Source organism: Mycobacterium sp. IDUB_28 (assembly GCF_055419285.1).
On the sequence record NZ_JBVAXK010000006.1, the window covers coordinates 211,832 to 238,005 of the forward strand.

The 26,174-nt window shown below is 69.0% G+C and carries 24 protein-coding genes; 3 read left to right on the forward strand and 21 right to left on the reverse strand.

Annotation, left to right across the window (positions count from 1 at the left end; translation table 11 throughout):
- Positions 1 to 27 precede the first annotated feature (27 nt).
- The 3 genes from ACZYZ9_RS14905 to rplS are packed head-to-tail and all read right to left on the reverse strand — an operon-like array spanning position 28 to position 2,000.
- Complete coding sequence (locus tag ACZYZ9_RS14905) at positions 28 to 729, reverse strand: ribonuclease HII (RefSeq protein ID WP_463827020.1); 702 nt, start codon at positions 727 to 729, stop codon at positions 28 to 30.
- Positions 730 to 731: 2 nt separating this feature from the next.
- On the reverse strand, positions 732 to 1,604 hold the full coding sequence (gene lepB, locus ACZYZ9_RS14910; protein ID WP_463827021.1) for a signal peptidase I: 873 nt from the start codon (positions 1,602 to 1,604) through the stop codon (positions 732 to 734).
- Positions 1,605 to 1,658: 54 nt separating this feature from the next.
- Entirely contained in the window at positions 1,659 to 2,000 is a 342-nt protein-coding gene (gene rplS, locus ACZYZ9_RS14915) for a 50S ribosomal protein L19 (RefSeq protein WP_044510756.1), read from the reverse strand.
- Positions 2,001 to 2,367: 367 nt separating this feature from the next.
- On the opposite strand from rplS, the gene ACZYZ9_RS14920 reads away from it, so the two are divergent.
- Positions 2,368 to 3,321 carry a serine hydrolase gene (locus tag ACZYZ9_RS14920; protein WP_463827022.1) on the forward strand — a complete coding sequence of 318 codons (954 nt, stop codon included), beginning with the start codon at positions 2,368 to 2,370 and terminating at the stop codon, positions 3,319 to 3,321.
- 10 nt (positions 3,322 to 3,331) lie between these two features.
- On the opposite strand, the gene trmD is transcribed toward ACZYZ9_RS14920, so the two are convergent.
- The 5 genes from trmD to ACZYZ9_RS14945 all read right to left on the reverse strand — a co-directional run bounded on the left by trmD (position 3,332) and on the right by ACZYZ9_RS14945 (position 5,874).
- Entirely contained in the window at positions 3,332 to 4,018 is a 687-nt protein-coding gene (gene trmD / locus ACZYZ9_RS14925; RefSeq protein WP_463827023.1) for a tRNA (guanosine(37)-N1)-methyltransferase TrmD, read from the reverse strand.
- Between the two features lie 13 nt (positions 4,019 to 4,031).
- The gene (gene rimM, locus ACZYZ9_RS14930) at positions 4,032 to 4,553 is read right to left on the reverse strand and encodes a ribosome maturation factor RimM (protein WP_463827024.1); all 522 of its coding nucleotides are present in this window, start codon (positions 4,551 to 4,553) and stop codon (positions 4,032 to 4,034) included.
- Between the two features lie 7 nt (positions 4,554 to 4,560).
- Positions 4,561 to 4,803: an RNA-binding protein gene (locus tag ACZYZ9_RS14935; protein ID WP_036354608.1), complete on the reverse strand. Its 243-nt coding sequence runs from the start codon at positions 4,801 to 4,803 to the stop codon at positions 4,561 to 4,563.
- 8 nt (positions 4,804 to 4,811) lie between these two features.
- Positions 4,812 to 5,300, reverse strand: a complete 489-nt coding sequence (gene rpsP / locus ACZYZ9_RS14940) for a 30S ribosomal protein S16 (RefSeq protein WP_463827025.1) — start codon at positions 5,298 to 5,300, stop codon at positions 4,812 to 4,814.
- Positions 5,301 to 5,454: 154 nt separating this feature from the next.
- The gene (locus ACZYZ9_RS14945; RefSeq protein WP_463827026.1) at positions 5,455 to 5,874 is read right to left on the reverse strand and encodes a nuclear transport factor 2 family protein; all 420 of its coding nucleotides are present in this window, start codon (positions 5,872 to 5,874) and stop codon (positions 5,455 to 5,457) included.
- Between the two features lie 46 nt (positions 5,875 to 5,920).
- Here ACZYZ9_RS14945 and ACZYZ9_RS14950 point away from each other — a divergent pair, with 46 nt between their 5' ends.
- The gene (locus ACZYZ9_RS14950; RefSeq protein ID WP_463827027.1) at positions 5,921 to 6,802 is read left to right on the forward strand and encodes a D-alanyl-D-alanine carboxypeptidase family protein; all 882 of its coding nucleotides are present in this window, start codon (positions 5,921 to 5,923) and stop codon (positions 6,800 to 6,802) included.
- A gap of 92 nt (positions 6,803 to 6,894) precedes the next feature.
- Here ACZYZ9_RS14950 and ACZYZ9_RS14955 read toward each other — a convergent pair whose 3' ends face one another.
- The 5 genes from ACZYZ9_RS14955 to ffh form a co-directional block, all read right to left on the reverse strand.
- Positions 6,895 to 7,497, reverse strand: a complete 603-nt coding sequence (locus tag ACZYZ9_RS14955) for a TetR/AcrR family transcriptional regulator (RefSeq protein WP_463827028.1) — start codon at positions 7,495 to 7,497, stop codon at positions 6,895 to 6,897.
- 1 nt (position 7,498) lies between these two features.
- Positions 7,499 to 9,286 carry an N-acyl-D-amino-acid deacylase family protein gene (locus tag ACZYZ9_RS14960; protein WP_463827029.1) on the reverse strand — a complete coding sequence of 596 codons (1,788 nt, stop codon included), beginning with the start codon at positions 9,284 to 9,286 and terminating at the stop codon, positions 7,499 to 7,501.
- Between the two features lie 61 nt (positions 9,287 to 9,347).
- Entirely contained in the window at positions 9,348 to 9,992 is a 645-nt protein-coding gene (locus tag ACZYZ9_RS14965) for an Rv2253/PknI dimerization domain-containing protein (protein ID WP_463827030.1), read from the reverse strand.
- 44 nt (positions 9,993 to 10,036) lie between these two features.
- Positions 10,037 to 11,113: a metal-dependent hydrolase family protein gene (locus ACZYZ9_RS14970; protein ID WP_463827031.1), complete on the reverse strand. Its 1,077-nt coding sequence runs from the start codon at positions 11,111 to 11,113 to the stop codon at positions 10,037 to 10,039.
- A gap of 7 nt (positions 11,114 to 11,120) precedes the next feature.
- Positions 11,121 to 12,677: a signal recognition particle protein gene (ffh, locus tag ACZYZ9_RS14975; RefSeq protein ID WP_463827032.1), complete on the reverse strand. Its 1,557-nt coding sequence runs from the start codon at positions 12,675 to 12,677 to the stop codon at positions 11,121 to 11,123.
- 233 nt (positions 12,678 to 12,910) lie between these two features.
- Between ffh and ACZYZ9_RS14980 the strand changes: the two genes are divergently transcribed.
- The gene (locus tag ACZYZ9_RS14980; protein ID WP_463827033.1) at positions 12,911 to 14,656 is read left to right on the forward strand and encodes a DEAD/DEAH box helicase; all 1,746 of its coding nucleotides are present in this window, start codon (positions 12,911 to 12,913) and stop codon (positions 14,654 to 14,656) included.
- Between the two features lie 102 nt (positions 14,657 to 14,758).
- Here ACZYZ9_RS14980 and ACZYZ9_RS14985 read toward each other — a convergent pair whose 3' ends face one another.
- The 8 genes from ACZYZ9_RS14985 to mutM form a co-directional block, all read right to left on the reverse strand.
- Positions 14,759 to 17,215 (reverse strand): [protein-PII] uridylyltransferase, encoded by a 2,457-nt coding sequence (locus ACZYZ9_RS14985; protein WP_463827034.1) that lies wholly within the window; start codon positions 17,213 to 17,215, stop codon positions 14,759 to 14,761.
- Between the two features lie 16 nt (positions 17,216 to 17,231).
- Positions 17,232 to 17,570, reverse strand: coding sequence for a nitrogen regulatory protein P-II (gene glnB, locus ACZYZ9_RS14990; RefSeq protein ID WP_463827035.1), 339 nt, complete (start codon positions 17,568 to 17,570; stop codon positions 17,232 to 17,234).
- Between the two features lie 2 nt (positions 17,571 to 17,572).
- Positions 17,573 to 18,991 (reverse strand): ammonium transporter, encoded by a 1,419-nt coding sequence (locus ACZYZ9_RS14995; RefSeq protein ID WP_463827181.1) that lies wholly within the window; start codon positions 18,989 to 18,991, stop codon positions 17,573 to 17,575.
- A 153-nt stretch (positions 18,992 to 19,144) separates the two neighbouring features.
- Positions 19,145 to 20,482, reverse strand: coding sequence for a signal recognition particle-docking protein FtsY (gene ftsY / locus ACZYZ9_RS15000; protein ID WP_463827036.1), 1,338 nt, complete (start codon positions 20,480 to 20,482; stop codon positions 19,145 to 19,147).
- Positions 20,483 to 20,783: 301 nt separating this feature from the next.
- The gene (gene smc / locus ACZYZ9_RS15005) at positions 20,784 to 24,389 is read right to left on the reverse strand and encodes a chromosome segregation protein SMC (RefSeq protein WP_463827037.1); all 3,606 of its coding nucleotides are present in this window, start codon (positions 24,387 to 24,389) and stop codon (positions 20,784 to 20,786) included.
- 161 nt (positions 24,390 to 24,550) lie between these two features.
- Entirely contained in the window at positions 24,551 to 24,832 is a 282-nt protein-coding gene (locus ACZYZ9_RS15010; RefSeq protein WP_463827038.1) for an acylphosphatase, read from the reverse strand.
- Complete coding sequence (locus ACZYZ9_RS15015) at positions 24,819 to 25,232, reverse strand: OsmC family protein (RefSeq protein WP_463827039.1); 414 nt, start codon at positions 25,230 to 25,232, stop codon at positions 24,819 to 24,821. Before ACZYZ9_RS15015 ends, ACZYZ9_RS15010 begins: the two co-directional genes overlap by 14 nt.
- Positions 25,233 to 25,313: 81 nt before the next feature.
- Entirely contained in the window at positions 25,314 to 26,162 is an 849-nt protein-coding gene (gene mutM, locus ACZYZ9_RS15020; RefSeq protein ID WP_463827040.1) for a DNA-formamidopyrimidine glycosylase, read from the reverse strand.
- Positions 26,163 to 26,174: the final 12 nt, after the last annotated feature.

A 26,174-nucleotide genomic window follows, 5' to 3' on the forward strand; every position in this document is an offset into this window, starting at 1 on the left:
TTCCCGGATCTTGGGCTCTATCTTTCCTCACTGACAAACGCCGCTCTCGGGCGGACCACCGGTGGTGAGCACAGTCCCGGTCGCGACCCGGCGCACGTTGATGAACGAACGGCGATGTTCGGGGCACGGACCCAGCCGGGTCAGCGCCCGACTGTGCGCGGGGGTGCTGTAGCCCTTGTGGTCGGCGAAGCCGTAGCCGGGATGATCGGCTTCCATCGCGACCATCAACCGGTCGCGACTGACCTTGGCCAGCACGCTCGCCGCGGCGATACAGGCCGCCGCGGCATCCCCGCCGATCACCGGCAGCGACGGCACCGCCAACCCGGGGACCCGGAATCCGTCGCTGAGTACATAGCCGGGCCGCACCGACAGGCCGGCCACCGCGCGTCGCATGCCTTCGATGTTGGCCACGTGCACGCCGCGGCGATCGACCTCGGTCGAGGGAATGAACACCACGTGATAGGCCAGCGCGTAGCGGCGGATCAACGGAAACAACCGCTCCCGTACCTTCTCCGTCAGCTTCTTCGAATCATCAAGGGCAGCAAGGCTTTCCAGGCGCCCCGGACCGAGGACGCAGGCCGCGACCACCAACGGGCCGGCGCAGGCGCCGCGACCCACCTCGTCGACCCCCGCGACCGGGCCCAGTCCGTTGCGGTACAGCGCGGACTCCAGGGTGCGCAACCCTGACGACTTGCGGATCACCGTCCGCGGCGGCCACGTCGTGGCCATCGTCACTGAGCCTGCTGAGGGTTCACCGAACCCACGCCACCCCACCGTTTCGGCGGCCACACGATGAAGCGCGCTTTGCCGATGACGTTGCCGACCGGAACCGTACCGGCGGTCGGGTCACCCGTGCACAGCATCGGGCAGTGCGCCCGGGAGTCCGCCGAGTGGGTCCGGTTGTCACCCATCACCCACAACCGTCCCGGCGGCACGGTGACCGGACCGAACTCACTGCCCAGACACGGATACACCGACGGGTCGGCCATCATCGTGTTCGGGTCGAGGTACGGCTCCTTCAACGTCTTGCCGTTGACCGTCAAGCCGGTGTCCGCCCGGCACTGGACTGTTTCTCCACCGACCGCGATGACGCGCTTGACCAGGTCGTTTTCGTCGGGCGGCACGAATCCGATGGACGACAGCGCGTTCTGGATCCAGCGCATCGCGGGGTTGTGCGAGCGGATCGACTTGTAGCCGAGGTTCCACGACGGCGGGCCCTTGAAGACGATGACGTCACCCGGCTTCGGTTCGCCGAAGCGGTAGGTGAGCTTGTCGACCATGATGCGGTCGCCGACGCAGGTCGGGCAGCCGTGCAGGGTCGGTTCCATCGATTCCGACGGGATCAGATACGGGCGCGCAACGAACGTCAGCATCACGTAGTACAGGACGATCGCGATCACCAGCAGCGACGTCAGTTCCCGCAGGGTGGACCGTTTCGGCTTCGCATCCTCGGCCTCGGGCGCCGTGTCGACCGGCTCGGCCGTCCCTGCAGCGGCCGCGACGGGCTCGTCGGACGCGGTTGTGTCGAGCGACTGCGGCGCCGACCGCACGAGGTCAGGGTCCGAAGACGAGTCCTCCGGAGGGGACTTTTCCGTTTCCGTCACGAGCTCAGCGTAGCCAGGGCTCGAAGCTCTCGCGGTCAGCGCTGCTGGGCGAGGTCAGCGCTTTTCCTTGATCTTGGCCTTCTTGCCACGCAGCTCGCGCAGATAGTACAGCTTGGCGCGACGGACGTCGCCCCGGGTCACCACCTCGATGTGATCGATGTTCGGCGAATGCACCGGGAAGGTCCGTTCGACGCCCACGCCGTAGCTCTCCTTGCGGACCGTGAACGTCTCGCGGATGCCACCGCCCTGCCGGCGGATCACCACACCCTTGAACACCTGGATACGCTCCTTGGCGCCCTCGATGACCTTCACGTGCACGTTGATGGTGTCGCCCGGGTTGAACGCGGGGATGTCGTCGCGCAGCGACGCCTGGTCGACGAAGTCCAGCCTGTTCATTGGAAAGACACTTCCTCGGGGTCGCGGCCGGATGAACTACCCGCACGCAGGCGCGCGGCGATCACCAAGCCGATGGGTTTCGGGCTTCTCAAGTCGCGTCTCGCAGCAGGCGGCAGGCACGGGCCGGCCGACGACCGCCGGAGACAACCGCCCAATTGTGCCAGATGGTGCGCATGCAGTGAAAATCACAGGAAACTGTAGTGGTTCGCGTCCGCCCTGAAGCGCCTGCAAATGGTACATATGACAGGGGTTCAAACCGCGCGGAATCTATACCTGGACCAGCCCCGGAAGTTCGGGCCCGGGACAGCATCCGGCGCGGCTGACCCCCGCCCACTAGAGACGCCCACGGGACGGCTGAAGGAGTGCGATGCGAGCCCGGCCGCTGACCCTGCTGACCGCCGTAGCCGCGGTGGCGCTGGTGGTTGTCGCGGGTTGCGAGGCGACGGTGCACGCCAAAGCATTCGACTCCCCCGCCCAGCCGGTGTCGGAGTCGCCGACCCAATCGCAGCCGCAGCTGGTCGAACTGCTGCTGCGGGTGATCACGCCCAGTGGCAACCCGACGGCGCTGCCCATGCTGCGGCCCGGCGGGCTCGACGGAGTGCAGGCGCGGGTCCAGCAAGCCACCGAGCAGGCCGCGGCCAGCGGGGCGATCCTCTCGGTGGCCATCCTCGACCGGGCCACCCACCAGCTGGTCTCCAACGGCAACGACCAGATCATCGCCACCGCCTCGGTGGCCAAACTCTTCATCGCCGACCAGCTGTTGCTGCAGGAATCCGAGGGCAGGTCGGTGCTGTCCGCCGACGACCACCAGGCACTGGACGTGATGCTGCAGTCGTCCGACGACGACGCGGCCGAGCGGTTCTGGGGACAGGACGGCGGCGATGCCATCGTCACCCAGGTCGCGGCCCGGTACGGGCTGACCGCCACCACACCACCCAGTGACGGGCGGTGGTGGAACACCATCAGTTCGGCCGCCGACCTGATCCGCTACTACCAGGGGTTGCTGGACGGCTCGGGCGGTCTGCCGCAGGACCGGTCCCGGCTGATCTTCAACGATCTGGCCCGGTCCACCCCCACCGGGGTCGACGGGTACCCGCAACGGTTCGGGATACCTGACGGCCTGTACGCCGAACCCGTTGCGGTCAAACAGGGTTGGATGTGCTGCATCGGCGCCGACTGGATGCACCTGTCGACCGGTGTGATCGGCGCCGACCGGCGCTACATCATGGTGATCGAGTCGCTGCAGGCTGCTGACGACGCCACCGCTCGCGAGACGATCACCCAGGCCGTCAAGACGATGTTCCCCAACGGCCGCATCTGAGCGCCCGCGGTCAGTCCAGCAGTTCGGGCCGCCGCTCCCGGGTGCGCTGCATCGACACCTCCCGGCGCCAGGCCGCGATGCGGGCGTGGTCGCCGGAGAGCAGAACCGGCGGGACATCCAGGCCGCGCCAGCTCGGCGGTCGCGTGTAACTCGGGCCTTCCAGCAGTCGGTCCAGCGCCGGTGAATGCGAATCATGTTGGTGCGATGCGGGATTGCCCAGCACCCCGGCGAGCAGCCGCAGCACGGATTCGATCATCACCAGCGCCGCCGACTCGCCGCCGGGCAACACGTAGTCGCCGATCGACACTTCTTCCACACGCATCCGGCGGGCCGCATCGTCGACGACACGCTGATCGATGCCCTCGTACCGGCCACAGGCGAACACCAGGTGAGTTTCGGCGCTCCAGCGTTGCGCGGTGGCCTGGGTGAACAGCGCGCCCGCCGGCGTGGGAACCGCCAAAAGTGTCTGTTCGGTGCAGATTTCGTCCAGGGCGTCGCCCCAGACCGGTGCCCGCATGACCATGCCCGGGCCACCGCCGTAGGGCGCGTCGTCCACCGAGTGGTGTACGTCGTGGGTCCAGCGTCGCAGGTCGTGCACCTGCAGATCCACCAGGCCCGACGCAATCGCCTTGCCCGGCAACGACTGTCGCAGCGGTTCCAGGTAGGCCGGAAAGATCGTGACGACGTCTATTTTCATGGGATGCGCACGGTCAGCCCGGGTCCAGCAGACCGTCGGGCGGTTCGATCTCCACGGTGCCGTCTTCCAGCGAGACCGAGGTGACGATAGCGCTGACGAACGGCACCAGCACCTCGCCGGAATCGCCCGTGACAGCCAGCCATTCGGCCCCGGCGGTGTGCAGCACCTCGGTGACGACACCGACCTGCCGCCCGCCGGTCGTGGTGACCCGCAGACCTTCCAGCTGGTGGTCGTAGTAGGTGTCCGGTTCCTCGATCGGCGGCAGTTCGTCGGAGTCGATCAGGAACAGGCTGCCCCGCAGCGCATCGGCGCCATCCCGGTCGGTGACCCCCGCCAGCCGGACCAGCAGCCGGGTGCCGTGCGGACGGGCGCCCTCGACGACGTAGCTGCGTTCGGGACCCGGATCGCGCGGTTTACGGGTCCGCAGCCTGCTGCCCGGCGCGAACCGGACGTCGGGATCGTCGGTGCGGACGTCGACGACGAGTTCGCCGGTGATGCCGTGGGCCTTGGCCACCCGCCCGACGATCAGCTCCATTCGAGCGCTACTGGTCGGTGTCCACCACGTCGACGCGGATGCCGCGGCCACCGATCCCGGCGACCAGGGTGCGCAGCGCGGTCGCGGTGCGTCCCCCGCGGCCGATCACCTTGCCCAGGTCGTCGGGGTGCACGTGCACCTCGACGGTGCGGCCGCGGCGGCTGGTCACCAGATCCACCCGGACATCGTCGGGGTTGTCGACGATGCCGCGAACCAGATGCTCAACGGCGTCGACCACGACAGTGCTCACGGCCCTGCTCAGCTTTCGGCTTCGGCAGCCGCCGCCGTTTCGCTCGGCGTCTCGGCGGCCGGCTCGGCAGCGGTCTCAGTGGTCTCGTCACCCTTGGCGGCCTTCTTCGGCGCCGACTTCTTCTTCGGCTTGGTGGCCTCAGTGGTGGGCCCGCCGTCGGCTGCGGCCAGGGCGGCATTGAACAGTTCGAGCTTGCTCGGCTTGGCGGGCTTGACCTTCAACCGGCCCTCGGCGCCGGGCAGGCCCTTGAACTTCTGCCAGTCGCCGGTGATCTTGAGCAGCTTGAGGACGGGCTCGGTGGGCTGTGCGCCGACCGACAACCAGTACTGGGCACGCTCGGAGTTGATCTCGATCAGGCTCGGCTCTTCCTTGGGGTGGTAGCGGCCGATGACCTCGATCGAGCGGCCGTCGCGGCGGGTGCGCGAGTCGGCGATCGCGATGCGGTACTGGGGATTGCGGATTTTGCCAAGCCGGGTGAGCTTGATCTTGACAGCCATAACTGAACTCCTGTGGGTGTCACGCTGCAATTCAGCAACCGGGGCGGAACGCCCGGGTCCGGTTTTGCCTCGCGTGTTGTGACCGGGTGCGATCATGATCGCGCCGCGGACAGCCGCCTATTGTGCCAGAACGTGGCGATCCGGCGGTAATTCGCTACAGCACCTTCTGAAAGGTCTTGGTCTCTACGCGCCGCGTCATCCGCCAGCCCTGCGGCGTGCGCACGAATTCGTCGTCGTACCAGAGACCACAGAACAGGATCTGGTCCTGCTGGCCGCCCAGCACCATCGGGTTGAAACAGATAACCCGCGAGGACGCGGTGTCGCCCTCTATGCGGACCGAGAAATTCCCCAGCATGTGCGCGTAGACCGGGAAATTCGGCAGCACCTCCGACAGCCACTTCTTGACCTCGGGATACGGGCCGTCGATACCGCCGAGTTCGCGGTAGTCGATATAGGCATCCGGCGTGAAGACGCGGTCCAGGTCGTCGAATCGACGCTGGTCGATGGCGGTGGAGTAATCCACGAGTAACTGCTGGATCTCCAGGCGGTCAGAAATCTCGGCCAGGCTCAACATGGGAACGATTCAACACCGCGGCGTAGCCGGGTTAAACTCTGCGCCCATGCGAAAGCTCGTGGCTACCGCCGCCGCGCTGGCGATGATCTGGGCCGCAGGCGTCACGTCCCCAGTGTCGGAAGCCGACACCGATGTGCAGCAGGTGGCCGGTTCGGTGCCGATCCCGGACGGGCCGGCGCAGACCTGGATCGTCGCCGATCTGGACAGTGGGCAGGTCCTGGCCGGCCGCGACCAGAATGTGCCGCACCCACCCGCCAGCACCATCAAGGTGCTGCTGGCGCTGGTGGCGCTCGACGAGCTGGACCTGAACTCCACCGTGGTGGCCGACCTCACCGACACCGCAGCCGAGTGCAACTGCGCCGGGGTGAAGCCGGGCCGCAGTTACACCGCCCGCCAGTTGCTCGACGGCCTGTTGCTGGTGTCGGGCAACGACGCCGCCAACACGTTGGCGCACATGCTCGGCGGCCAGGACGCCGCGGTGGGCAAGATGAACGCCAAAGCCGCGTCGCTGGGCGCCGGGAACACCCACGCGACGACCCCGTCCGGATTGGACGGCGCCGACGGCTCCGGTTGGACGACCGCCCATGATCTCGCGGTCATCTTCCGCGCGGCGATGGCCAACCCGACGTTCGCCCGCATCACTGCCGAACCATCGGCGATGTTCCCCGGCGACACCGGCGACCAGCCGATCCTCAACCAGGACGAGCTGCTGGTCCGGTATCCCGGCGCCATCGGCGGCAAGACCGGTTTCACCAACGCCGCCCGCAAGACCTTCGTGGGCGCGGCCGCGCGCGGTGGCCGCCGGCTGGTGATCGCCATGATGTACGGGTTGGTCACCGCGGGTGGCCCAACGTACTGGGACCAGGCGGGCAACTTGTTCGACTGGGGGTTCGCGGTGGGCCCGCAGTCCGGCATCGGCTCGCTGTAACCCCGGCCACTCGCCCGCGAGCAGACGCAGAATCGCACGAAATCGCTTGTGCTTGTGCGATTCTGCGTCTGCTCGCCCAGAGATGCGGGCGCTCAGGCGCGCGGGTTCGGCCACGCCGCGGTGAGCAGCTCGGTCAGCACCGGGATCCGGCGCTCGGCGATTTCGGGTTGCGGCAGTACGCCTTCGACGATCGCGGCACCGTCGAAGACATTGGTCAGCAGCGCCACCAGGACCGGCAGCGTGTCCTGCGGGATGTGTTCGGTCCCCGGCATCGTGCGCGCCGCGTCGTACATCTTGGCGCGGTATTGCCAAAGTTCGTGCTGCAGGGTCGCTTTCAGTTTCTCGTCGGTGCGCGCGGCGATCATCATCTCGTAGAGCACCGCGTTGGTGGAGCCGGCGGTGATGTCGCGCAGGATCGCCAGCGCCGACTCCAGCGCCGGCCGGTCGGCCGGAATCTCGGCGACCTGTTTGGTGAACGTCTCGATCTGCCGGCGCAACACCTCCGAGGCCGTCGCGGCCATGAAGTCGCCCATGTTGTCGAAGTGCCGGAACAGCGCACCCACCGACACCCCGGCGCGTTTGGTGATCACCGCCGCCGAGGCTCGGGCGTACCCGGACTCGACGATGGTGTCGATGCACGCGTCCAGCAGGCGCCCGACGGTCTCCTCGCGACGCTGCTGCTGCGTCCTGGCCATCTCAGGCCGGCACGCTGACCGCGGCCGCCTGCCGCTCACCGGCGCGCAGGTAGCGCCCCGACTTGACGGTCTGGCCGTAGCCCTCGCGGAACTCGCCGTCGCGGAAGACCACAGCGCCGCCCACCCCGGTGGCGACCACGGTCGCGTCGTTGCGGTTCACCATGCGGCTCAGTCCGCCGTAGAACGGGACCTCGGACTCGTGGTAGCTGTCCACCGAGTCGTCGAGGTGGGCGGGGTCGATGACGACGAAGTCGGCCCGGTCGCCTTCGCGCAGGGTGCCGGCGTTGATGCCGAACCACTCGGCGACCTCGGCGGTCAGCCGGTACACGGCTCGTTCCACGGTCAGGAACGGCTTGCCGGCCTGCAGTGCGTCCCGCGTCCGCTTGAGCAGTCGCAGCGGGAAGTTGTAGAACGCCATGTTGCGCAGGTGCGCGCCCGCGTCGGAGAACCCCATGTGCACGCTGGGATCGGCGGCCAGTTTGTCCAGCAGCTTGGGCCGGTGGTTGGCGACGATGGTCGTCCAGCGCACATTGCGCTCCCCGTTCTCGACCAGGATGTCGAGGAACGCGTCCAGCGGGTGCAGTCCGCGCTCGTCGGCGATCGCGCCAAAGCTCTTGCCCACCAACGACTTGTCCGGGCATTCCACGATGACAGCGTCGTGGAAGTCACGGTGCCACAACGACGGTCCGAGCTTCTTGCGGTCGAACTGGCGGCGGAACCGGCGGCGGTAGGCTTCGTCGGCCAATAGCTCGTTGCGCTGCAGTTGGTCCCGCAGGTGCAACGCCGCGGTGCCGGCACCGAACTCCTCGAAAACCGGCAGATCGATTCCGTCGGAATACAATTCGAACGGCACCGGCAGGTGCTGGAACCGCACGCTGGAAGCCAGCAGCTTATTGAGCAGCCGGGTACCGCGGCCGAACACATGCACCCCCATCGGCATCGACTTGGCGTCGGCGGAGACCAGCATGCTCATCCGAACACCCCTGCGGCGGTTGAGGATTCGACTGCTGGTGAGGAAGAACATCAGCGGGGACAGCGGGCTGTTGACGTTGGGCGCGCTCTGCAGGATGCGACCGCGCTTGCGCAGCACCTTGATCAGCCGGCGCCGTTCCCGCCACGTCGCGAAGGTGGACGGCAGCGCACGGGACCGGAAGCGGTCGCCGTCGAGCTTGTCGATCGGCGCGTCCATCCCCGACATGCCCAGCATTCCGGCGTCCAGCGCCTCGTCGAGCAACTTCGCCATCTTCTCCAGTTCGGCGTCGGTGGGCCGCACTGTCTCGTCGGTGGCCCGCTCCAGGCCGAGCACCGCGGTCCGCAGGTCCGAATGACCGAGCATGGAACTCACATTCGGCCCCAGCGGCAGTGCGTCGAGCGTCTCGATGTACTGCTGAGGCGTCGACCAGTTCTTGTTGCTTTCCAGCGCACCGAGGACGAAGTCGCGCGGCACCGCCTCGACGCGACTGAACAGGTCGGCGGCATCCTCGGAGTTGGCGTAGACCGTCGACAGCGAACAGTTGCCCAGCAACAGGGTGGTCACCCCGTGCCGCACCGACTCGCGCAGTCCCGGGTCGAGCAGGATCTCGGCGTCGTAGTGGGTGTGCACGTCGATGAAGCCGGGCAGCACCCATTTGCCGGCCGCGTCGATCACTTCGGGACAGCCGGTCTCGTCCAGCGGCACCGACGAAACGGCGGCCACCACGCCATCGCGGATGCCCAACGTCCTGGTCTGCGGCACCGCACCGGTGCCGTCGAACCACAGGCCGTCACGGATGATCACGTCGTAAGTCACAGTTCCTCCAAGTCGTGGGCTGCCGCGACGCTAACATAGATAGCGATCACTCGCAATCTTTTCAGGGGCTGGCCGCGGGGTCCGGGACGTCGACGCCCGGCGGCACGTTTCCGCTGCGGTGCGCTGCAGCCGGGACGCGGATGACGCCACCGCGCCGGCCGCACTCGTCGCCGGTCACCGTGGTCACCATCTCGCCGACCAGCTCTGAGTGGGAGCGGGGCCGCAGCGACAGCACCTGCGTGGCTTGCTGATGGTTCGCCGAAGTCTCGGAGGCCGCGCACGGAACGCGCACGGTTCTCGGCCGCGACCGCCACTGCCCGTCGGCGAATTGGAACACCATCACGGTGTGGCCGTGGTCGTCGAGCAGAATCGCCGCGGCCCGGCAGCCGCCGGAGGTGCACGACGAGCGGATGGCCCAGCTGGTGGTCACGTCGGGGGGCTGTGGGTCAGGCCGGTTGTCGTAAGTCTGCTGGGAGCGTTCTTCCTCGATGCGATAGGTGCCGTCCAGTGGAACCGGGGCGGCGTGGTGGCGCCGGTCGTGAACGACCGTCTTGCCTTCGGCGAACAAACCGATCGCCATGATGGTGGCGGCCAGTGCGAGTATGCCGCGGCGCAGCCAGCGTCGCGAAGTGGTCAACGGCGAAAGCCGGCGGACCGGCTGTTCGTCGGGATCGGGGCCGTCGTCGGCGCCGTTGACCGGGGCCATGCGGTGATATTAGCCAGACCGGCGGATGCCCGCTGCGGCCAGCCTCAGCTGGGCTGAAAGACTTTGCCGCGCAACACAACCAGATCGGGCCGCGACAGCACGTCCGGTCCCTGGCGCGGATCTTCGGCGTAACACAACAGGTCGGCCGAAGCGCCGTGGTCCAGCCCGGGTCGGCCCAACCAGCGCCGGGCGTCCCAGCACGCCGCACCCAGCGCCTCGGTGGGACTCATGCCGATTCCCTTCAGCGCCTCGACCTCGTCGGCGACCCGGCCGTGCCGGATCATGCCGCCGGCGTCGCTGCCCGCGTAGATCGGCACTCCGGCCGCCCGGGCCGCGGACAGGCGTTCGTTGCGGCGGGCATACAGCTCCCGCATGTGAGCGGCATAGACCGGGTAGCGCTGCGCCGAGTCGGCGATACCCGGGAAGTTCTCCAGGTTGATCAGCGTCGGCACCAGGGCCGTGCGGTGTTCGAGCATCATGGCGATGGTGTCGTCGGTCAGTCCGGTGCCGTGCTCGATGCAGTCGATGCCGGCCTGGATCAGCTCAGGCAACCCGTCCTCACCGAAGATGTGGGCGGTGACCCGGGCGCCGTGCTCGTGCGCAGCGTCGATGGCGGCTCTGAGGACGTCGTCGGACCACAGCGGGGCCAGGTCGCCGATGCTGCGATCGATCCAGTCCCCGACCAGCTTGACCCAGCCGTCGCCGAGTCGCGCCTGCTCGGCGACCGCAGCCGGCAGGTCCGCTTCGTCCTCGAGGTCCAGCGGCAGGCCGGGGACGTAGCGCCTGGGTCTGGCGAGGTGGCGCCCGGCCCGGATGATCCGGGGCAGGTCCGGGCGGTCGTCGAGGCTGCGGGTGTCGATCGGCACGCCGCAGTCGCGCACGAGCAGTACACCCACGTCCCGCTCGGTCTCGGCCTGCGCGATCGCCTCGTCGAGTTCGACGCCGCCGTCTTTGCCGAGTCCGATGTGACAGTGCAGGTCGACCAGGCCGGGTATCACCCAGCCGTCGGCGAAGATCGTGTCGGCACCGGCCACCGATTCAGTGCTGATGCGGCCGTCGGCGACCCACAGCTCGATCGGGCTTTCGTCGGGCAGGGTCCGCCCCCGCACGTGCAGGTGCACGGCGCGACTACTTCGGGCCCGGGAACTTCAGCTTGGACAGGTCGAAGTCGGCCAGGCCGGGTGGCAGCTCGTTGAGGCCCTCCGGCATCTGCGACAGATCCGGGAAACCGGCCGGCATCCCCGGCATGCCCGCGCCGAACGGGCTCTTGACCTTGGGCGGCGTGGGACCGCGTGCGCCCTTCTTGCCTTTTTTGCCCTTGGCTGCCTTGGATTTGCGCGTCGCGGACTTGCGCCCCATGCCCGGGATGCCCATGCCGCCGAGCATCGACGACATCATCTTGCGCGCTTCGAAGAAGCGGTCCACCAACTGGTTGACCTCGGAGACGGTGACACCCGAACCGTTGGCGATGCGCAGCCGCCGCGAGGCGTTGATGATCTTCGGGTCGGCCCGCTCCTGGGGGGTCATGCCGCGGATGATCGCCTGGATGCGGTCCAGCGACTTGTCGTCGACCTCAGCCAGCGCGTCCTTCATCTGCGCCCCACCGGGCAGCATGCCCAGCAGATTGCCGATCGGGCCCATCTTGCGCACGGCGAGCATCTGCTCGAGGAAGTCCTCCAGGGTGAGCTCGCCGGCACCGATCTTGGCGGCGGCCGCCTCGGCCTGCTGGGCGTCGAAGACCTGCTCGGCCTGTTCGATCAGGCTCAGCACGTCGCCCATGCCCAGGATGCGGCTGGCCATCCGGTCGGGGTGGAAGACGTCGAAGTCCTCGAACTTCTCTCCGGTGGAGGCGAAAAGGATTGGCACACCGGTGACTTCGCGGACCGAGAGCGCCGCGCCACCGCGAGCGTCACCGTCCAGCTTGGTCAGCACCACGCCGGTGAAGCCGACGCCCTCGCCGAAGGCCTGCGCAGTGGCGACAGCGTCCTGGCCGATCATCGCGTCCAGGACGAACAGGGTTTCGTCGGGGTCGACAGCGTCGCGGATGGCGGCCGCCTGTGCCATCAGCTCCTCGTCGATGCCGAGGCGTCCGGCGGTGTCGACGATCACGAAGTCGTGGTGCTTGGCTCTGGCTTCCGCGATGCCGGCGGCCGCGACGGCGACCGGGTCACCCGGGCCGGACTCGGGTGAGGCGCCGGGGTGCGGCGCGAACACCGGAACGCCGGCGCGCTGCCCGACCACCTGCAGCTGGTTCACCGCGGCGGGCCGCTGCAGGTCACAGGCCACCAGCAGCGGCGTGTGACCCTGATTTTTCAGGCGATAAGCCAGCTTGCCGGCCAGCGTCGTCTTACCCGACCCCTGCAGACCCGCCAGCATGATCACCGTCGGCGGCGTCTTGGCGTAGGCCAGCTCGCGCGTCTGGCCACCGAGGATGCCGATCAATTCCTCGTTGACGATCTTGACGACCTGCTGGGCCGGGTTGAGCGCGGCGGACACCTCGTGGCCCCGGGCACGTTCCTTGATCCGGTGCACGAACGCCCGGACCACCGGCAGCGATACGTCGGCTTCGAGCAGCGCAAGCCGGATTTCGCGGGTGGTGGCGTCGATATCGGCGTCGGTCAGGCGGCCCTTGCCGCGCAGCCCCGCCAGCGCACCGGTCAACCGGTCGGAGAGCGATTCAAACACGTAGGCAAGCCTAGTGGTGTGGCCTGACGTCGCGCGGCCGGGCGGCGACACTGAAACCCGGGCGGCGACACTGAAACCTGGGCGGCGACACGCCGCGGGACCTCGCCCCCCGTACAGTCTCGACGAAGCGCGAGCGAACTGCGCCGGGCTGGCCCGACGTCGCCGAGGCTCGAAACCCGCGACGCGCCGCGGTAGGCTCACGTCGCTACCGCACCGAAAACCGTTGCCATGCTATGTTTTACAGCCCAGCACAGACCGTCACGGGGGGATTGTTGTCGTTGCAGCCGGTCGGACACTTTCCAGCCGACACAACGCGGTCGCTACGTGGCTGGCAGCGCCGCGCCCTGGTCAAGTACCTGGGCACCGAGCCGCGCGACTTCCTGGCCGTCGCCACCCCGGGGTCCGGCAAGACCGCCTTCGCGTTGCGGATCGCCGGCGAGCTGATCGCCCACCGCGCGGTCGAGCAAGTCACCGTCGTCGTGCCCACCGAGCACCTCAAGATCCAGTGGGCGCAGGCCGCCGCCCGCCAGGGGCTGTCGCTGGACCCGAAGTTCTCCAACTCCAACCCGCAGACCTCCCCGGAATATCACGGCGTCGTCGTCACCTACGCCCAAGTGGCCGCGCACCCGACGCTGCACCGGGTACGCACCGAGCAGCGCAAGACCCTGGTGGTGTTCGACGAGATCCACCACGGCGGTGACGCCAAGACGTGGGGTGAGGCCATGCGGGAGGCGTTCAGCGACGCCACCCGCCGCCTGGCCCTGACCGGCACGCCGTTCCGCAGCGACGACAGCCCCATCCCGTTCGTCACCTACGAACCCGACGCCGACGGGCTCAGCCGGTCCCGCGCCGATCACACCTACGGATACGCCGAAGCCCTGGCCGACGGCGTGGTCCGCCCGGTGGTGTTCATGGCCTATTCGGGGCAGGCCCGCTGGCGGGACAGCGCCGGGGAAGAACACGAGGCGCGCCTCGGTGAGCCGCTGTCGGCCGAGCAGACGGCGCGGGCGTGGCGCACCGCGCTGGATCCGGCCGGAGAGTGGATGCCGGCGGTCATCACCGCGGCCGATCGCCGGCTGCGTCAGCTGCGCGAGCACGTGCCAGACGCGGGCGGCATGATCATCGCCTCCGACCAGACCGCGGCCCGTGCCTACGCCAAGCTGCTGATGAAGCTCACCGGTGAGGACCCCACGGTCGTGCTCTCCGACGACCCGAAATCGTCGGCCCGGATCAGCGAGTTCTCGGCCGGCACCAGTCGGTGGCTGGTCGCGGTGCGGATGGTGTCCGAGGGTGTGGACGTGCCCCGGCTCGCGGTTGGCATCTACGCCACCAGCGCCTCGACCCCCCTGTTCTTCGCCCAGGCCATCGGCCGGTTCGTGCGATCCCGCCGGCCCGGCGAAACGGCCAGCATCTTCCTGCCGTCGGTGCCCAATCTGCTGCAGCTGGCCAGCGAGCTGGAAGCCCAGCGCAATCACGTGCTGGGCAAACCGCACCGCGAGTCGCTCGACGACCCGCTGCTGGACGACCCCGCCGTCAAGGAGCAGAACGAGCCCGGCGAAGAAAAGGGCTTTGTCTCGCTGGGGGCCGACGCCGAGCTGGACCAGGTCATCTTCGACGGGTCATCGTTCGGTACCGCCACCCCCGCGGGCAGCGACGAGGAGGCCGACTATCTCGGCATTCCCGGCCTGCTCGACGCCGAGCAGATGCGTGCGCTGCTGCACCGCCGTCAGGACGAGCAGCTGCAGAAGCGTGCGGCCGTCGCTGGACCGGCGGTGCCGGTCACCACCCACGGACAGCTGCGCGAACTGCGTCGCGAGCTCAACGCGCTGGTCTCGGTGGCACATCACCGCACCGGCAAGCCGCACGGCTGGATCCACAACGAGCTGCGGCGGCGCTGCGGCGGCCCACCGATCGCCGCAGCGACGCGGGATCAGCTCCAGGAGCGGATCGTCGCGGTACGGCAATTGAACTCGGAGTAGCGCCGCAACCGTCTCGGCGAGTGTGAAAATGGCGACGCTTCGGCGGCGTGTCCTGTCGGAAACCGCACACCCGGCGGCCGGTGGGCAGCGGGGCGAACCGGGCTAGTCCCCTACCGGCTCGTCGACCATCACCACCGCCGGGGCGCCCAGCACGTCCAGCAAGTTCTTTTCCACCGCGGTGCGGGCGTTCGAGTCCGGCGGGACCGTCACACAGAACACGTCGGCGGCCGTCGAACCGAACGTGTTCACCTTCGCCCAGACGACGTCGGTGTCGGCGCGTTCCAGCGCCCAGGCCAGCAGGGCGAGCAGGCCCACCCGGTCCATGGCGCGGACTTCCAGGATCAGCTGCCCGGGTGTGTCGGTGTCTAGCCACAGGATGCGCGGCGGCGCGGTCGAGCGGGTGACTGGCACGCCCACCTGCACCTCCCCCGCCCGCGCGGTCGCCGAGCTGGTGGCCTCCAGATCCCGCTTCTCCAGCGTCCCCAGCACGTCGACGTCACCGCGCAGCGCACCCACGAACGCCTGACGCAGCATGTCGGCCGCCGGCGGCGAACCGAACAGTGGCGAGACCACGAACTCGGTGATCGCAACGCCCTCGTGCACGTTCACCGACGCCGAATGCACCCGCAGCGAGTTCAGCGCCAGTACCGCAGCCGCTTTGGACACCAGGCCGCGCTCGTCCGGGGCCACCATCACCGCAGTCAGCCGCTCGCCATCGCCGGCATTGATCTCGACGTGCACCCCTTTTTGGGCGGCCAGTGAAAGATAGTGCGGCGCAGTGGGTTCGGCTTGCGGCAACGTCTCACCGGCCATCGCCATCCGGCACCGGCGCACCAGGTCCTCGACCAGCGAGGCCTTCCAGTCGCTCCACACCCCGGGTCCGGTGGCCTTGGAGTCGGCCTCGGACAGCGCGTGCATCAGTTCGAGCAGTTGCGGATCGCCACCCAGCGCCTCGGACACCGACTCGATGATCGCCGGGTCGTTCAGGTCGCTGCGGGTGGCCGTGATCGGCAACAGCAGATGATGGCGGACCATCTGCGTCAGCGTGTTGATGTCAGCGGCCGACAACCCCAGGCGCTCAGCGATCGGAACCACCAGGTCCGCGCCGAACACACAGTGGTCCACGCCGCGACCCTTGCCGATGTCGTGCAGCAGCGCGCCGAGTGCCAGCAGGTCGGGCCGGGCGACGTTGGTGGTCAGCGGCGCGGCGTGCACCGCGCACTCGACGACGTGGCGGTCCACCGTCCATTTGTGCGAGACGTCGCGGGGCGGCAGGTCGCGGATCGCGTCCCACTCCGGCAGCAGCTGTCCCCACAGCCCGGTGCGGTCGAGCGCCTCGATGGTGGGCACCGCGGTGGGTCCGGCCAGCAACACCACCAGCAGATCGTCCAGGGCTTCCCGCGGCCAGGGCGTGGGCAGCGGCGGGGCGCTGTCGGCCAGCCGGCTCAGCGTCGCCGCGCCGATCGGCACGCCGCTGTCGGCCGATGCCGCCGCCACCCGCAGCACCAGGCCGGGATCACGGTCGGGTTGGGCTTCGCGGGCCAGCACGATCTCCCCCGCGTACTCGACCACGCCCTCGTCCAGCGGGCGGCGTTTGGGCCGGCCGATGAACGCCGAGATGCCGCGCCGGGGCAGCGCGTTGGCGGCGGTGCGCAGGCCGGTGACGGCGTGGTAGCCGATGGTGCGTCCGGCGCTGGAGAGCATGCGCGCCAGGTCGAACCGGTCGCCGACGCCCAATGCGGCGCTGATCTCGTCGGCGAATTGGGCGAGCACCTGATCGCGTCCGCGGCGCGACACCATGTGCAGTTCGGTGCGCACATCGAGCAACGTGAGGTAGGCCTCGTCGAGTGACCCGGCCGGGTTGTCCGAGCGGGACATGCCGCTGCGGTCGATGAGCTGGGCCAGCGCCAGTGCGTTGAGCAACTGCGCATCGCGCAGCCCGCCGCGGCCGGATTTCAGGTCGGGCTCAGCCCGGTGGGCGATGCGCCCCAGCCGCAACCAGCGGGCGTGCGTCATGTCGACGAGTTCGTCCATGCGGGAACGGATTCCGGTGCGCCATTGCCGTCGCACCCCGCTGACCAGATCGGCGGAGAGCTGCTCCTCGCCGGCGATGTGCCGCGCTTCCAGCATGCCCAGGGCGGCGGTCAGGTCCGCGTTGGCCGTGCTGAGCGCCTCACTGACGGTGCGCACGCTGTGGTCGAGCCGAATGTTCGCGTCCCACAACGGATACCACAGTTTGTCCGCCACCGGGCCCAGCACGTCGGCGGGTTTGCCGTCGTGCAGCAGCACCAGGTCGAGGTCGGAGTACGGCAGCAATTCGCGCCGGCCCAGCCCGCCCACCGCCACGATCGCGTATCCGCTGCCGTCGCCGATGCCGATCTCGGCAGCCTTGGCCTTCAGCCAGGATTCGTGCAGTTCGAGGACCCTCTGGCGCATCTGCGCGGGGGTGAGCCCCTGGAGCCCCTCAGACAACAGTTCGCGCCGGGCGGCAGCCAGATCGACTGCCGCCGCGGCGCTTTCTGGTGTCTGTGAAGAATCCGGCCGGTCCGTCGTGGTCACACCCGGCCGGTTCTACTCACAAAGCGTCCGATCCGCGCTCACCGGTGCGGACGCGCACGATGGTGTCGACCGGGCTGACCCACACCTTGCCGTCGCCGATCTTGCCGGTCCGGGCGGCCCGGACGATGCTGTCCACGACCTTGTCGACGATGGCGTCGTCGACGACGACCTCGATCCGCACTTTGGGCACGAAGTCGACGGAGTACTCCGCACCCCGGTAGACCTCGGTGTGACCCTTCTGCCGCCCGTAGCCCTGGATCTCGCTGACGGTCATGCCCAGGACGCCGGCGTCCTCGAGGCTGGTCTTGACGTCGTCGAGGGTAAACGGCTTTACGATCGCGGTGATCAGCTTCATGTCTACTCCGCCTCCACTTTCTCGCCCACGCGCTCTTCCCGGCCGTTGACGCTACTCTGCGGCGGGATGCTGGCCCTCGGAAGCACCGAACCACTGGCGACCGCGAAGTCGTAGCCGCTCTCCGCGTGCTCCGACTCGTCGATCCCGGCGGCCTCCTGCTCAGCCCCCAGACGCAGCCCGATGGTGTACTTCAGGATAAGCGCCAGGACCAGCGTGACCACGCCGGAGTAGGCCAGCACGGCGAACGCCCCGACAGCCTGCCGTTCCAGCTGGTCCGGGCCCCCGCCGTAGAACCATCCGGCGGACACGCCGCTCACGCCGTTGATCGCCACACTTTCCGGAGCGGCGACCAGGCCCACCAGCAAGGTGCCGGCCAGCCCGCCGACCAGGTGCACCCCAACCACGTCGAGCGAGTCGTCGAACCCGAGCTTGAACTTCAACCCGACGGCCAGCGCACACAGCACACCGGCGACCACGCCGATCACCAGGGCACCGACGACGTTCACCGACGAACAGGACGGCGTGATGGCGACCAGGCCGGCGACGATTCCCGAGGCCGCGCCCAACGTCGTCGCGTGTCCGTCGCGGATGCGCTCGGTGAGCAGCCAGGCCAGCATCGCCGCGGCCGTCGCCACCGTGGTGGTGAGGAACGTCGAACCGGCAGCACCGTTGGAGCTGGTCGCCGAACCGGCGTTGAACCCGTACCAGCCGAACCACAGCAGGCCGGCGCCGAGCATCACGAACGGCAGGTTGTGCGGCCGGAACAGCGTGGTGGGCCAACCCTTGCGCTTGCCCAGCACGATCGCCAGGACCAGGCCGGCCACACCGGCGTTGATATGTACCGCGGTACCGCCGGCGAAGTCGATCGCGTGCAGCTTGTTGGCGATCCAGCCGCCCTTCTCGGCGGCGAACCCGTCGAACGCGAACACCCAGTGCGCGACCGGGAAGTAGACCAGCGTCGCCCACAGGCCGGAGAACACCAGCCAGGCGCTGAACTTGAGCCGGTCGGCGACCGCGCCGGAGATCAGAGCGACGGTGATGATCGCGAACATCAGCTGGAAGGCCACGAACACGGTGGCGGGCAGGGTGCCGGCCAGCGGGATGTCCGTCGCCGCCAACGGCGGAGTCTTGGTGGGGTCGGCCGCGACGGCGTTGCCGCCGATGAGCCCCTTGAGCCCGAAGTATTGGGTCGGGCTGCCCACCACGTTGCCGGTGTCGGTGCCGAATGCCATCGAGTAGCCGTAGAGCACCCAGAGCACCGTGACGACGCCCATCGCGCTGATGCTCATCATGATCATGTTGAGCACGCTCTTGGCGCGCACCATGCCGCCGTAGAAGAACGCCAGGCCCGGCGTCATTAACAGAACGAGCGCGGAACTCGCCAGCATCCAGGCGGTATCGCCCGTGTTGGGCTGGCCCATAATCGGGAAACTCACTCGCTATCACCTCCAGTCAGCATCGGGAGGGCCCCAGATGGATGACTGGCGACCTGCCCAGAACCATGCGCATAAGTTGTTGCGCGAATGGGGCGGCGATGTTTCGTCAGGATTAACGTAAAGACTGCTGTGTAATACCTACTTGCCGAGCAGGGCGTCGACGAACGCCGCGGGCTCGAACGGCGCCAGATCGTCGGGGCCTTCGCCCAGCCCGACCAACTTCACCGGCACGCCGAGTTCCTGCTGGACGCGGAAAACGATGCCGCCCTTGGCGGTTCCGTCCAGCTTGGTCAGCACCGCGCCGGTGATCTCGACGACGTCGGCGAACACCTTGGCCTGGGCCAGTCCGTTCTGCCCGATCGTGGCGTCGAGCACCAGCAGCACCTCGTCGACCGACGCCCGACGGGTCACGATGCGCTTGACCTTGCCCAATTCGTCCATCAGGCCGACCTTGGTGTGCAACCGGCCGGCGGTGTCGATCAGGACGACGTCGGCGCCGGCCGCGATGCCCTTGTCGACGGCGTCGAACGCCACCGACGCCGGGTCAGCGCCCTCGGCGCCGCGCACCACTTCCGCGCCGACCCGCGACGCCCAGGTCTGCAGCTGATCGGCCGCCGCGGCCCGGAAGGTGTCCGCCGCACCCAGCACCACGCGGCGACCGTCGGCCACCAACACCCGGGCCAGTTTGCCGACCGTGGTCGTCTTGCCGGTGCCGTTGACGCCGACCACCAGCAACACCGACGGATGGTCGGCGTGCGGCAGCGCCCGGATGGATCGGTCCATCTCGGGATGCAGCTCTTTGATCAGGACGTCCCGCAGCACCGCGCGGGCGTCGGCCTCAGTGCGCACGTTGGTGCTGGCCAGCCGGGCGCGCAGCTGGCTCACCACCGACTCGGTGACCACCGGGCCCAGGTCGGCGACCAGCAGGGTGTCCTCGACGTCCTGCCAGGAGTCCTCGTCCAGGTCGCCGCCGCCGATCAGGCCCAGCATGCTGCGCCCGAGCGCGTTCTGCGACCGGGCCAGCCGGCCGCGCAGGCGTTCCAGTCGCCCTTCGGTCGGTTCGATCTCCTCCACCGCGGGCGCTTCGGGCGCTTCCGGTTCCAGGACGTCGAGGACCTCGAGACCTTCGGGGATCTCGGGTTCGGCCGGCGGCGCCTCGACCTCAGGGAGGTGGACTTCGGAGATCGGGCGCTTGGGCGCGTCGCGCGGGATGGTCGCGTCGTCCCCGACGGCGGGCAGACCGCTGGTGTCGATCCGCTCTACCGGTTCGGGCCGGTCCAGGGTCGGCGTCGGGGTCTGGCTGAACGTGATGCCGGACGATGCGGTGTAGCCGCCGGATTTGTCGATCGCGTCGGTTTGCGGGCGCGGCGCCAGGCTGATCCTGCGCGTGCGGTACCGCACCAGTCCGACGACCAGCGCCGCGATGATGAGCAGGACGGCGACGACCGCGACGGCGATCCATAGACCTTCGGACACGCGGACAATCCTTCCAGCCGGGGGGTGTCAGGCACTCGGCGGGTTGGGGGCGGGTCGGGCGGCTCTTGGGCTGGGCTGTTCGCGTGCGCTGCCCACGCGCTCCGACGTCGGGTGTGCGGGCAGGGCGTTGAGTGTGAAGTCAGGGTTTCAGCGGTGTAACCAGGGCGGCAATCCCGCGAGAATCCCTCCGCCAGTACACATTCCAGGCCCTGCGTGCACACCCGACGCCCTGAGTGCACACCCCGTAACCAACGGCACGCTCGAACGCCGGGCAGTTCTGCAGCCCGTCGGAGCAACCGGCTTATACCGGCGTGGTAGCTAGCCGATCGACCTGCTGCCCCCGGATCCGCTGCGAGATCACGGCGGTGATGCCGTCACCTTGCATCGTCACGCCGTAGAGCGCGTCCGCCACTTCCATGGTGGGCTTCTGGTGGGTGATGATGATCAGCTGCGAGCGGTCCCGCAGCATCTCGAACAGCCCGATCAGGCGGCGCAAGTTCACGTCGTCCAGCGCGGCCTCCACCTCGTCCATGATGTAGAACGGCGACGGGCGGGCCCGGAAGATCGCGACCAGCATCGCCACCGCCGTCAGCGCCTTCTCGCCGCCGGACAGCAACGACAGCCGGGTCACCTTCTTGCCCGGCGGACGGGCCTCCACCTCGATGCCGGTGGTGAGCATGTCGTCGGGTTGAGTCAGCCGGAGCCGGCCCTCGCCGCCGGGGAACAGCGCGGTGAATACGGTCTGGAACTCGCGTTCGACGTCGAAGAATGCCTCGCTGAACACCTGCAGGATGCGGGCGTCGACGTCAGCGACGACGTCGAGCAGATCCTTGCGGGCGGCCTTGACGTCTTCGAGCTGGGTGGACAGGAAGTTGTACCGCTCCTCCAGCGCAGCGAACTCTTCCAGGGCCAGCGGATTGACCCGTCCCAGTTCGGCCAGCTCCCGCTCGGCGCGTTTGGCCCGACGCTCCTGGGTGGTGCGGTCGTAGGGCATCGGGGCGGGCGCGACGACCTGCTCCCCGCGCTCCCGGGCCTGCTCGAACTCGGCCATCTCCAGCTCGGTCGGCGGCAGCGGGACGTCGGGTCCGTACTCGGCGACCAGGTCGGCCGGCGCCATGCCGAACTGGTCGAGGACCATCTGCTCGAGCTGCTCGATGCGCAGCGCCGCCTGGGCGTTGGCCACCTCGTCGCGGTGCAGCGAATCGGTGAGCGCCGCCACCCGCGCGCTCAACGTGTTGGTCTCCTCGCGAACTGCGGTCATTGCCGCTGCCCGCTGCTGGCGTTCGGCGGCCAGCTCGTCCCGCATCTTCGACGCCGCGGCCACGACGAGATCGAGCCGACCGGCCAGCGACCGACCGGACTCGGCGACCGCGGCGGCCACCGCGGCGGCCCGCACCCGGGCTGCGCGCGCCTGTTCGGCCAGCGATCGCGCCTTGCGTTCGGCCGCGGCGGCCCGGCGCAGCGAGTCGGCACGCCCGCGCACCGCATTGGCGCGCTCCTCGGCGGTGCGCACTGCCAGCCGGGCCTCGACCTCGACGCTGCGTGCCCGGTCGGCGGCGGCCGCGATCTCCTGACGCGCCTGCGCCGGGCTTGCCTCCTCCTCGGTGACATACTCGGTTTGCTGCGCATTGCGCAGCCGCGTCTCCAGCTCGGCCACTTCCTCGACGGTCCCGGCGCGCCCGGCTTCCAATTGTTCGCGTTGCTGCAGCAATCGGGTCCACTCGTCCTGCGCCGTCCGCGCATCCTGGCCCAGCCGGCCGAGCTGGTCATACATCGCCGAAATGGCGGTGTCGGACTCGTTGAGCGCCGCCAGCGCATGCTCGGCGGCATCCTGGCGAGCGCTCTGTTCGGTCAGCGCCCCGGACAGCGCGGCGCTGAGCGCAGCGACCTGTTCTTCGGCGGCGGCCAGTTCGCTGCGCGCCTTGTCGATCTCCGAGGCGACCTCCAGCGTGGACAACTTGCGGTCCGACCCGCCGCTCACCCGGCCCGCGCCGACCAGGTCGCCGTCGCGGGTGACCGCGCGCAGCTGAGGACGGCTGGCCACCAGGTCCAGCGCGTGACCGAGATCCTCGACGACCGCGACGTCGGAGAGCATCGCCGCCAACGCCCCACGCAGCCGGGCCGGCGCGTCGATGAGGTCCAGCGCCCAGCGGGACCCGTCGGGCAACTCCGGCGACTCAGGCGTCGGTGCGGGCCAATCGCTGAGCACCAGCGCCGCACGACCACCGTCGGCCTGTTTGAGCGCGGTGACCGCGCTGCGCGCGGTGCCCAGGCTGTCGGCGGCCAGCGCGTCGGCCGCCGACCCCAGCACCGCTGCCACCGCCGCCTCGTAGCCCGGGGACACTTTGACCAACTCCGCGATCGAACCGAAAAGCCCTGCGCCACCGTGATTTCGGGTCAGCCAGGCGGTCCCGTCCTTGCGTTCCAGGCTCACCGACAACGCGTCGATGCGAGCCCGCAACGAGGCGACCTGGCGTTCGGCGCTACGTTCGGCGGTCTGCAGCTCGGCGACCCGCGCGTCGGCCAGCCGCACCGCGGACATCGTCCGCTCATACTGCTGGTCCAGACCCAACTCACCCTGGTCCAGCTGCCCGACGCGACCCTGCACGCTCTCGAACTCGGCGCGGGTCTGTTGGGCACGGGCGTCGGCCTGCTCGATCCGCTCGGAGAGCCGCGCGAGGCTCTCGTCGGTCGACTCGACCCGCGCCCGCATGGTCTCCACCTGGCCGGCCAGCCGCGCCAGACCTTCGCGCCGGTCCGCCTCGGCGCGTACCGCCGCCAGGTGCGCCTTGTCCGCCTCGACCGCGCGGCGCTCCCACTCGGCCAGTTCGGCGCGGGCGCCGTCCAGGCGGGCGCGGGCCTCGTCTAGTTCTGCCAGCAGTTGCTGCTCGGCAGACGCCACCTCGTCGGCCTCGGCGTCCAACGCGTCGGGGTCGGTGTCGCTGGCCCGGACCGGTTCCACGTCAAGATGCTGCGCCCGCTCGCTGGCGATCCGCACCGTCGCACCGACCCGTTCGGCCAGCGCGGACAGCCGGAACCAGGTCTGCTGGACGGATTCGGCGCGTCCGGAGAGCTCCGACAGTGCCGCTTCGTGCGCGGCCAGTTCCTCCGCGGCGACCGACAGGCGGGCCGCGGCTTCGTCATGTTCGCGGCGCATGGACGCTTCGGCGTCGAAGATGGCCTGCCGTTCGGTGCGCCGGCTGACCAGGTCGTCGGCGGCCAGGCGCAACCGGGAATCGCGTAGGTCGGCCTGGATGGTCTGGGCACGCCGGGCCACTTCGGCCTGCCGGCCCAGCGGCTTGAGCTGGCGCCGCAGTTCGGTGGTCAGGTCCGACAGACGGGCCAGGTTGGCTGCCATCGCGTCGAGTTTGCGCAGCGCCTTTTCCTTGCGCTTGCGGTGCTTGAGCACGCCCGCGGCTTCTTCGATGAACGCCCGCCGGTCTTCGGGGCGGGACTGCAGGATCTCGTCGAGCTTGCCCTGCCCGACGATCACATGCATCTCGCGGCCGATGCCGGAGTCGCTCAGGAGTTCCTGGACATCCATCAAACGGCAACTGCTGCCGTTGATTTCGTACTCGCTGGCGCCGTCGCGGAACATCCGGCGGGTGATGGACACCTCGGAGTACTCGATCGGCAGTGCATTGTCGGAGTTGTCGATGGTGACGGTGACCTCGGCGCGTCCCAGCGGGGCACGGGAGGAGGTGCCGGCGAAGATGACGTCTTCCATCTTGCCGCCACGCAGCGTCTTGGCGCCCTGTTCGCCCATCACCCAGGCCAGCGCGTCGACCACATTGGACTTGCCGGAGCCGTTGGGCCCGACGACGGCGGTGATGCCCGGCTCGAAACGCAGAGTCGTAGGCGCGGCGAAGGACTTGAAGCCCTTCAGCGTCAGACTCTTGAGGTACATGGCGAGCCAGACTACTCGGGCCGTCTGCCATCGCGCCGAGCGTCACGCCAGCAGCCGAGCGCGTGGCCATCGCCCGTCACCCGTCGCGCCGAACGTCACGCCAGCGTGGCGGCCAACGCCCGACGCCACGCTGGCGTGACGCTCGGCGAGGGCCGTGCCCGCTAACGCTCGACGAATCCGGTGAACTGCTCGGTCGGCTCCGACCAGTCGGCGACGACCTTGTCCACCCGTCCCGGCGTGCTGTCGCCGCGCAGCAGGTGCAGCAGCTTCTCGCCGGACTCACGCGGCCCGTTGGCCACGACGAGCACGCGCCCGTCGGCGTGGTTGGCGGCGTACCCCGTCAACCCCTGCTCCAGCGCGCGGCAGCGCGTCCACCAGCGGAAACCAACGCCCTGGACGTGGCCGTGCACCCAGGCGGTCAGTAGCACGTCAGGCCCCGACATCGCGGACTCCGAACGTCACCGTGCTGCCCGATCTCAGCGTTCGACCCACTGTGCACACCGCGTCGACGGCCCGGTCGACGACAGTGCGCACCCGTTGCTGGTCTTCGTCGCTCAGTCCCGACAGGTCCAGTTCGAGGGTCTCTTCGAGCAGCGGGTAGACCTCTTTTTCCCGGTCAGCGGCGCCGGACACGCGGATCACCGCCCGGTAGTCGTCACCGAGCCGGCGGGCCAACGGCTGGTCACTGGCCATGCCGCTACACGCGGCGAGCGCGATCTTCAGCAATTCGCCGGGAGTGAACACCCCCTCGACGTCCTCGCTCCCGACGAGCACCTGTGCTCCCCGGGAGCTGTGCCCGGTATAGCGGCGGGTGCCGGTGCGTTCCACCCACAGTTGCGTCATAGTTCCTCTCTTCTGTGTGTTGAGTCTGCGGTGAGGGCGCTGTTTCGGCCGATTCTGCGGCCAGAGCGCAGAGTCAATGGCTCAACGGCGCGGCCGCGGTTGACATTTCGGGCAATAGAACGACGAGCGGTTCATGAACTTCTCCCGGCGCATCACCGCCCCGCAGCGCCGGCACGGCTGCCCGTCGCGGCCGTAGGCGTCCAGCGACCGGTCGAAGTAACCCGACTCCCCGTTGACGTTGACGTACAGCGAATCGAACGAGGTGCCACCCTTGGCCAGCGCTTCGCGCATCACCTCAGCCGCCGATTCCAGCACCGCGGCCAGCCGCCGGCGCGGCAGCGTGGCCGCAATCCGCGCGCCGTTGACCTGGGCTCGCCACAGGGCTTCGTCGGCGTAGATGTTGCCGATGCCCGAGACCACCTGCTGGTCCAGCAGTTGGCGCTTGATCTCAGAATGCTTGCGCCGCAATACATCCACCACCGCCGCGGCGTTGAACTGCGGATCCAGCGGATCGCGCGCCAGGTGCGCGACCGGCTGCGGCACGACGCTGCCGTCGACCGTCACCAGATCGGCAAGCAGCCAGCCGCCGAAGGTGCGCTGGTCGGCGAAACTCAACACCGTCCCGTCGTCGAGCAACGCCGAAATCCGCACGTGGTCAGCGCGCGGCACCACCCCCAGCAACATCTGGCCACTCATGCCGAGGTGGACCACCAGGGCCTCGCCGGTACCCAACGTCAGCCACAGGTACTTGCCGCGCCGATCGGTGCCGGTGATCCGGGCGTCGAGCAGCCGGGCGGTCAGGTCGGCCGGGCCGGCCTCGTGGCGCCGCACCGCGCGGGGGTGGTGGACGCGGACCGCGGTGATCGTCTTGTCGACCACATGGGACTGCAGACCGCGCCGCACCACCTCGACTTCAGGTAGCTCAGGCATGTCCGCCCTCCT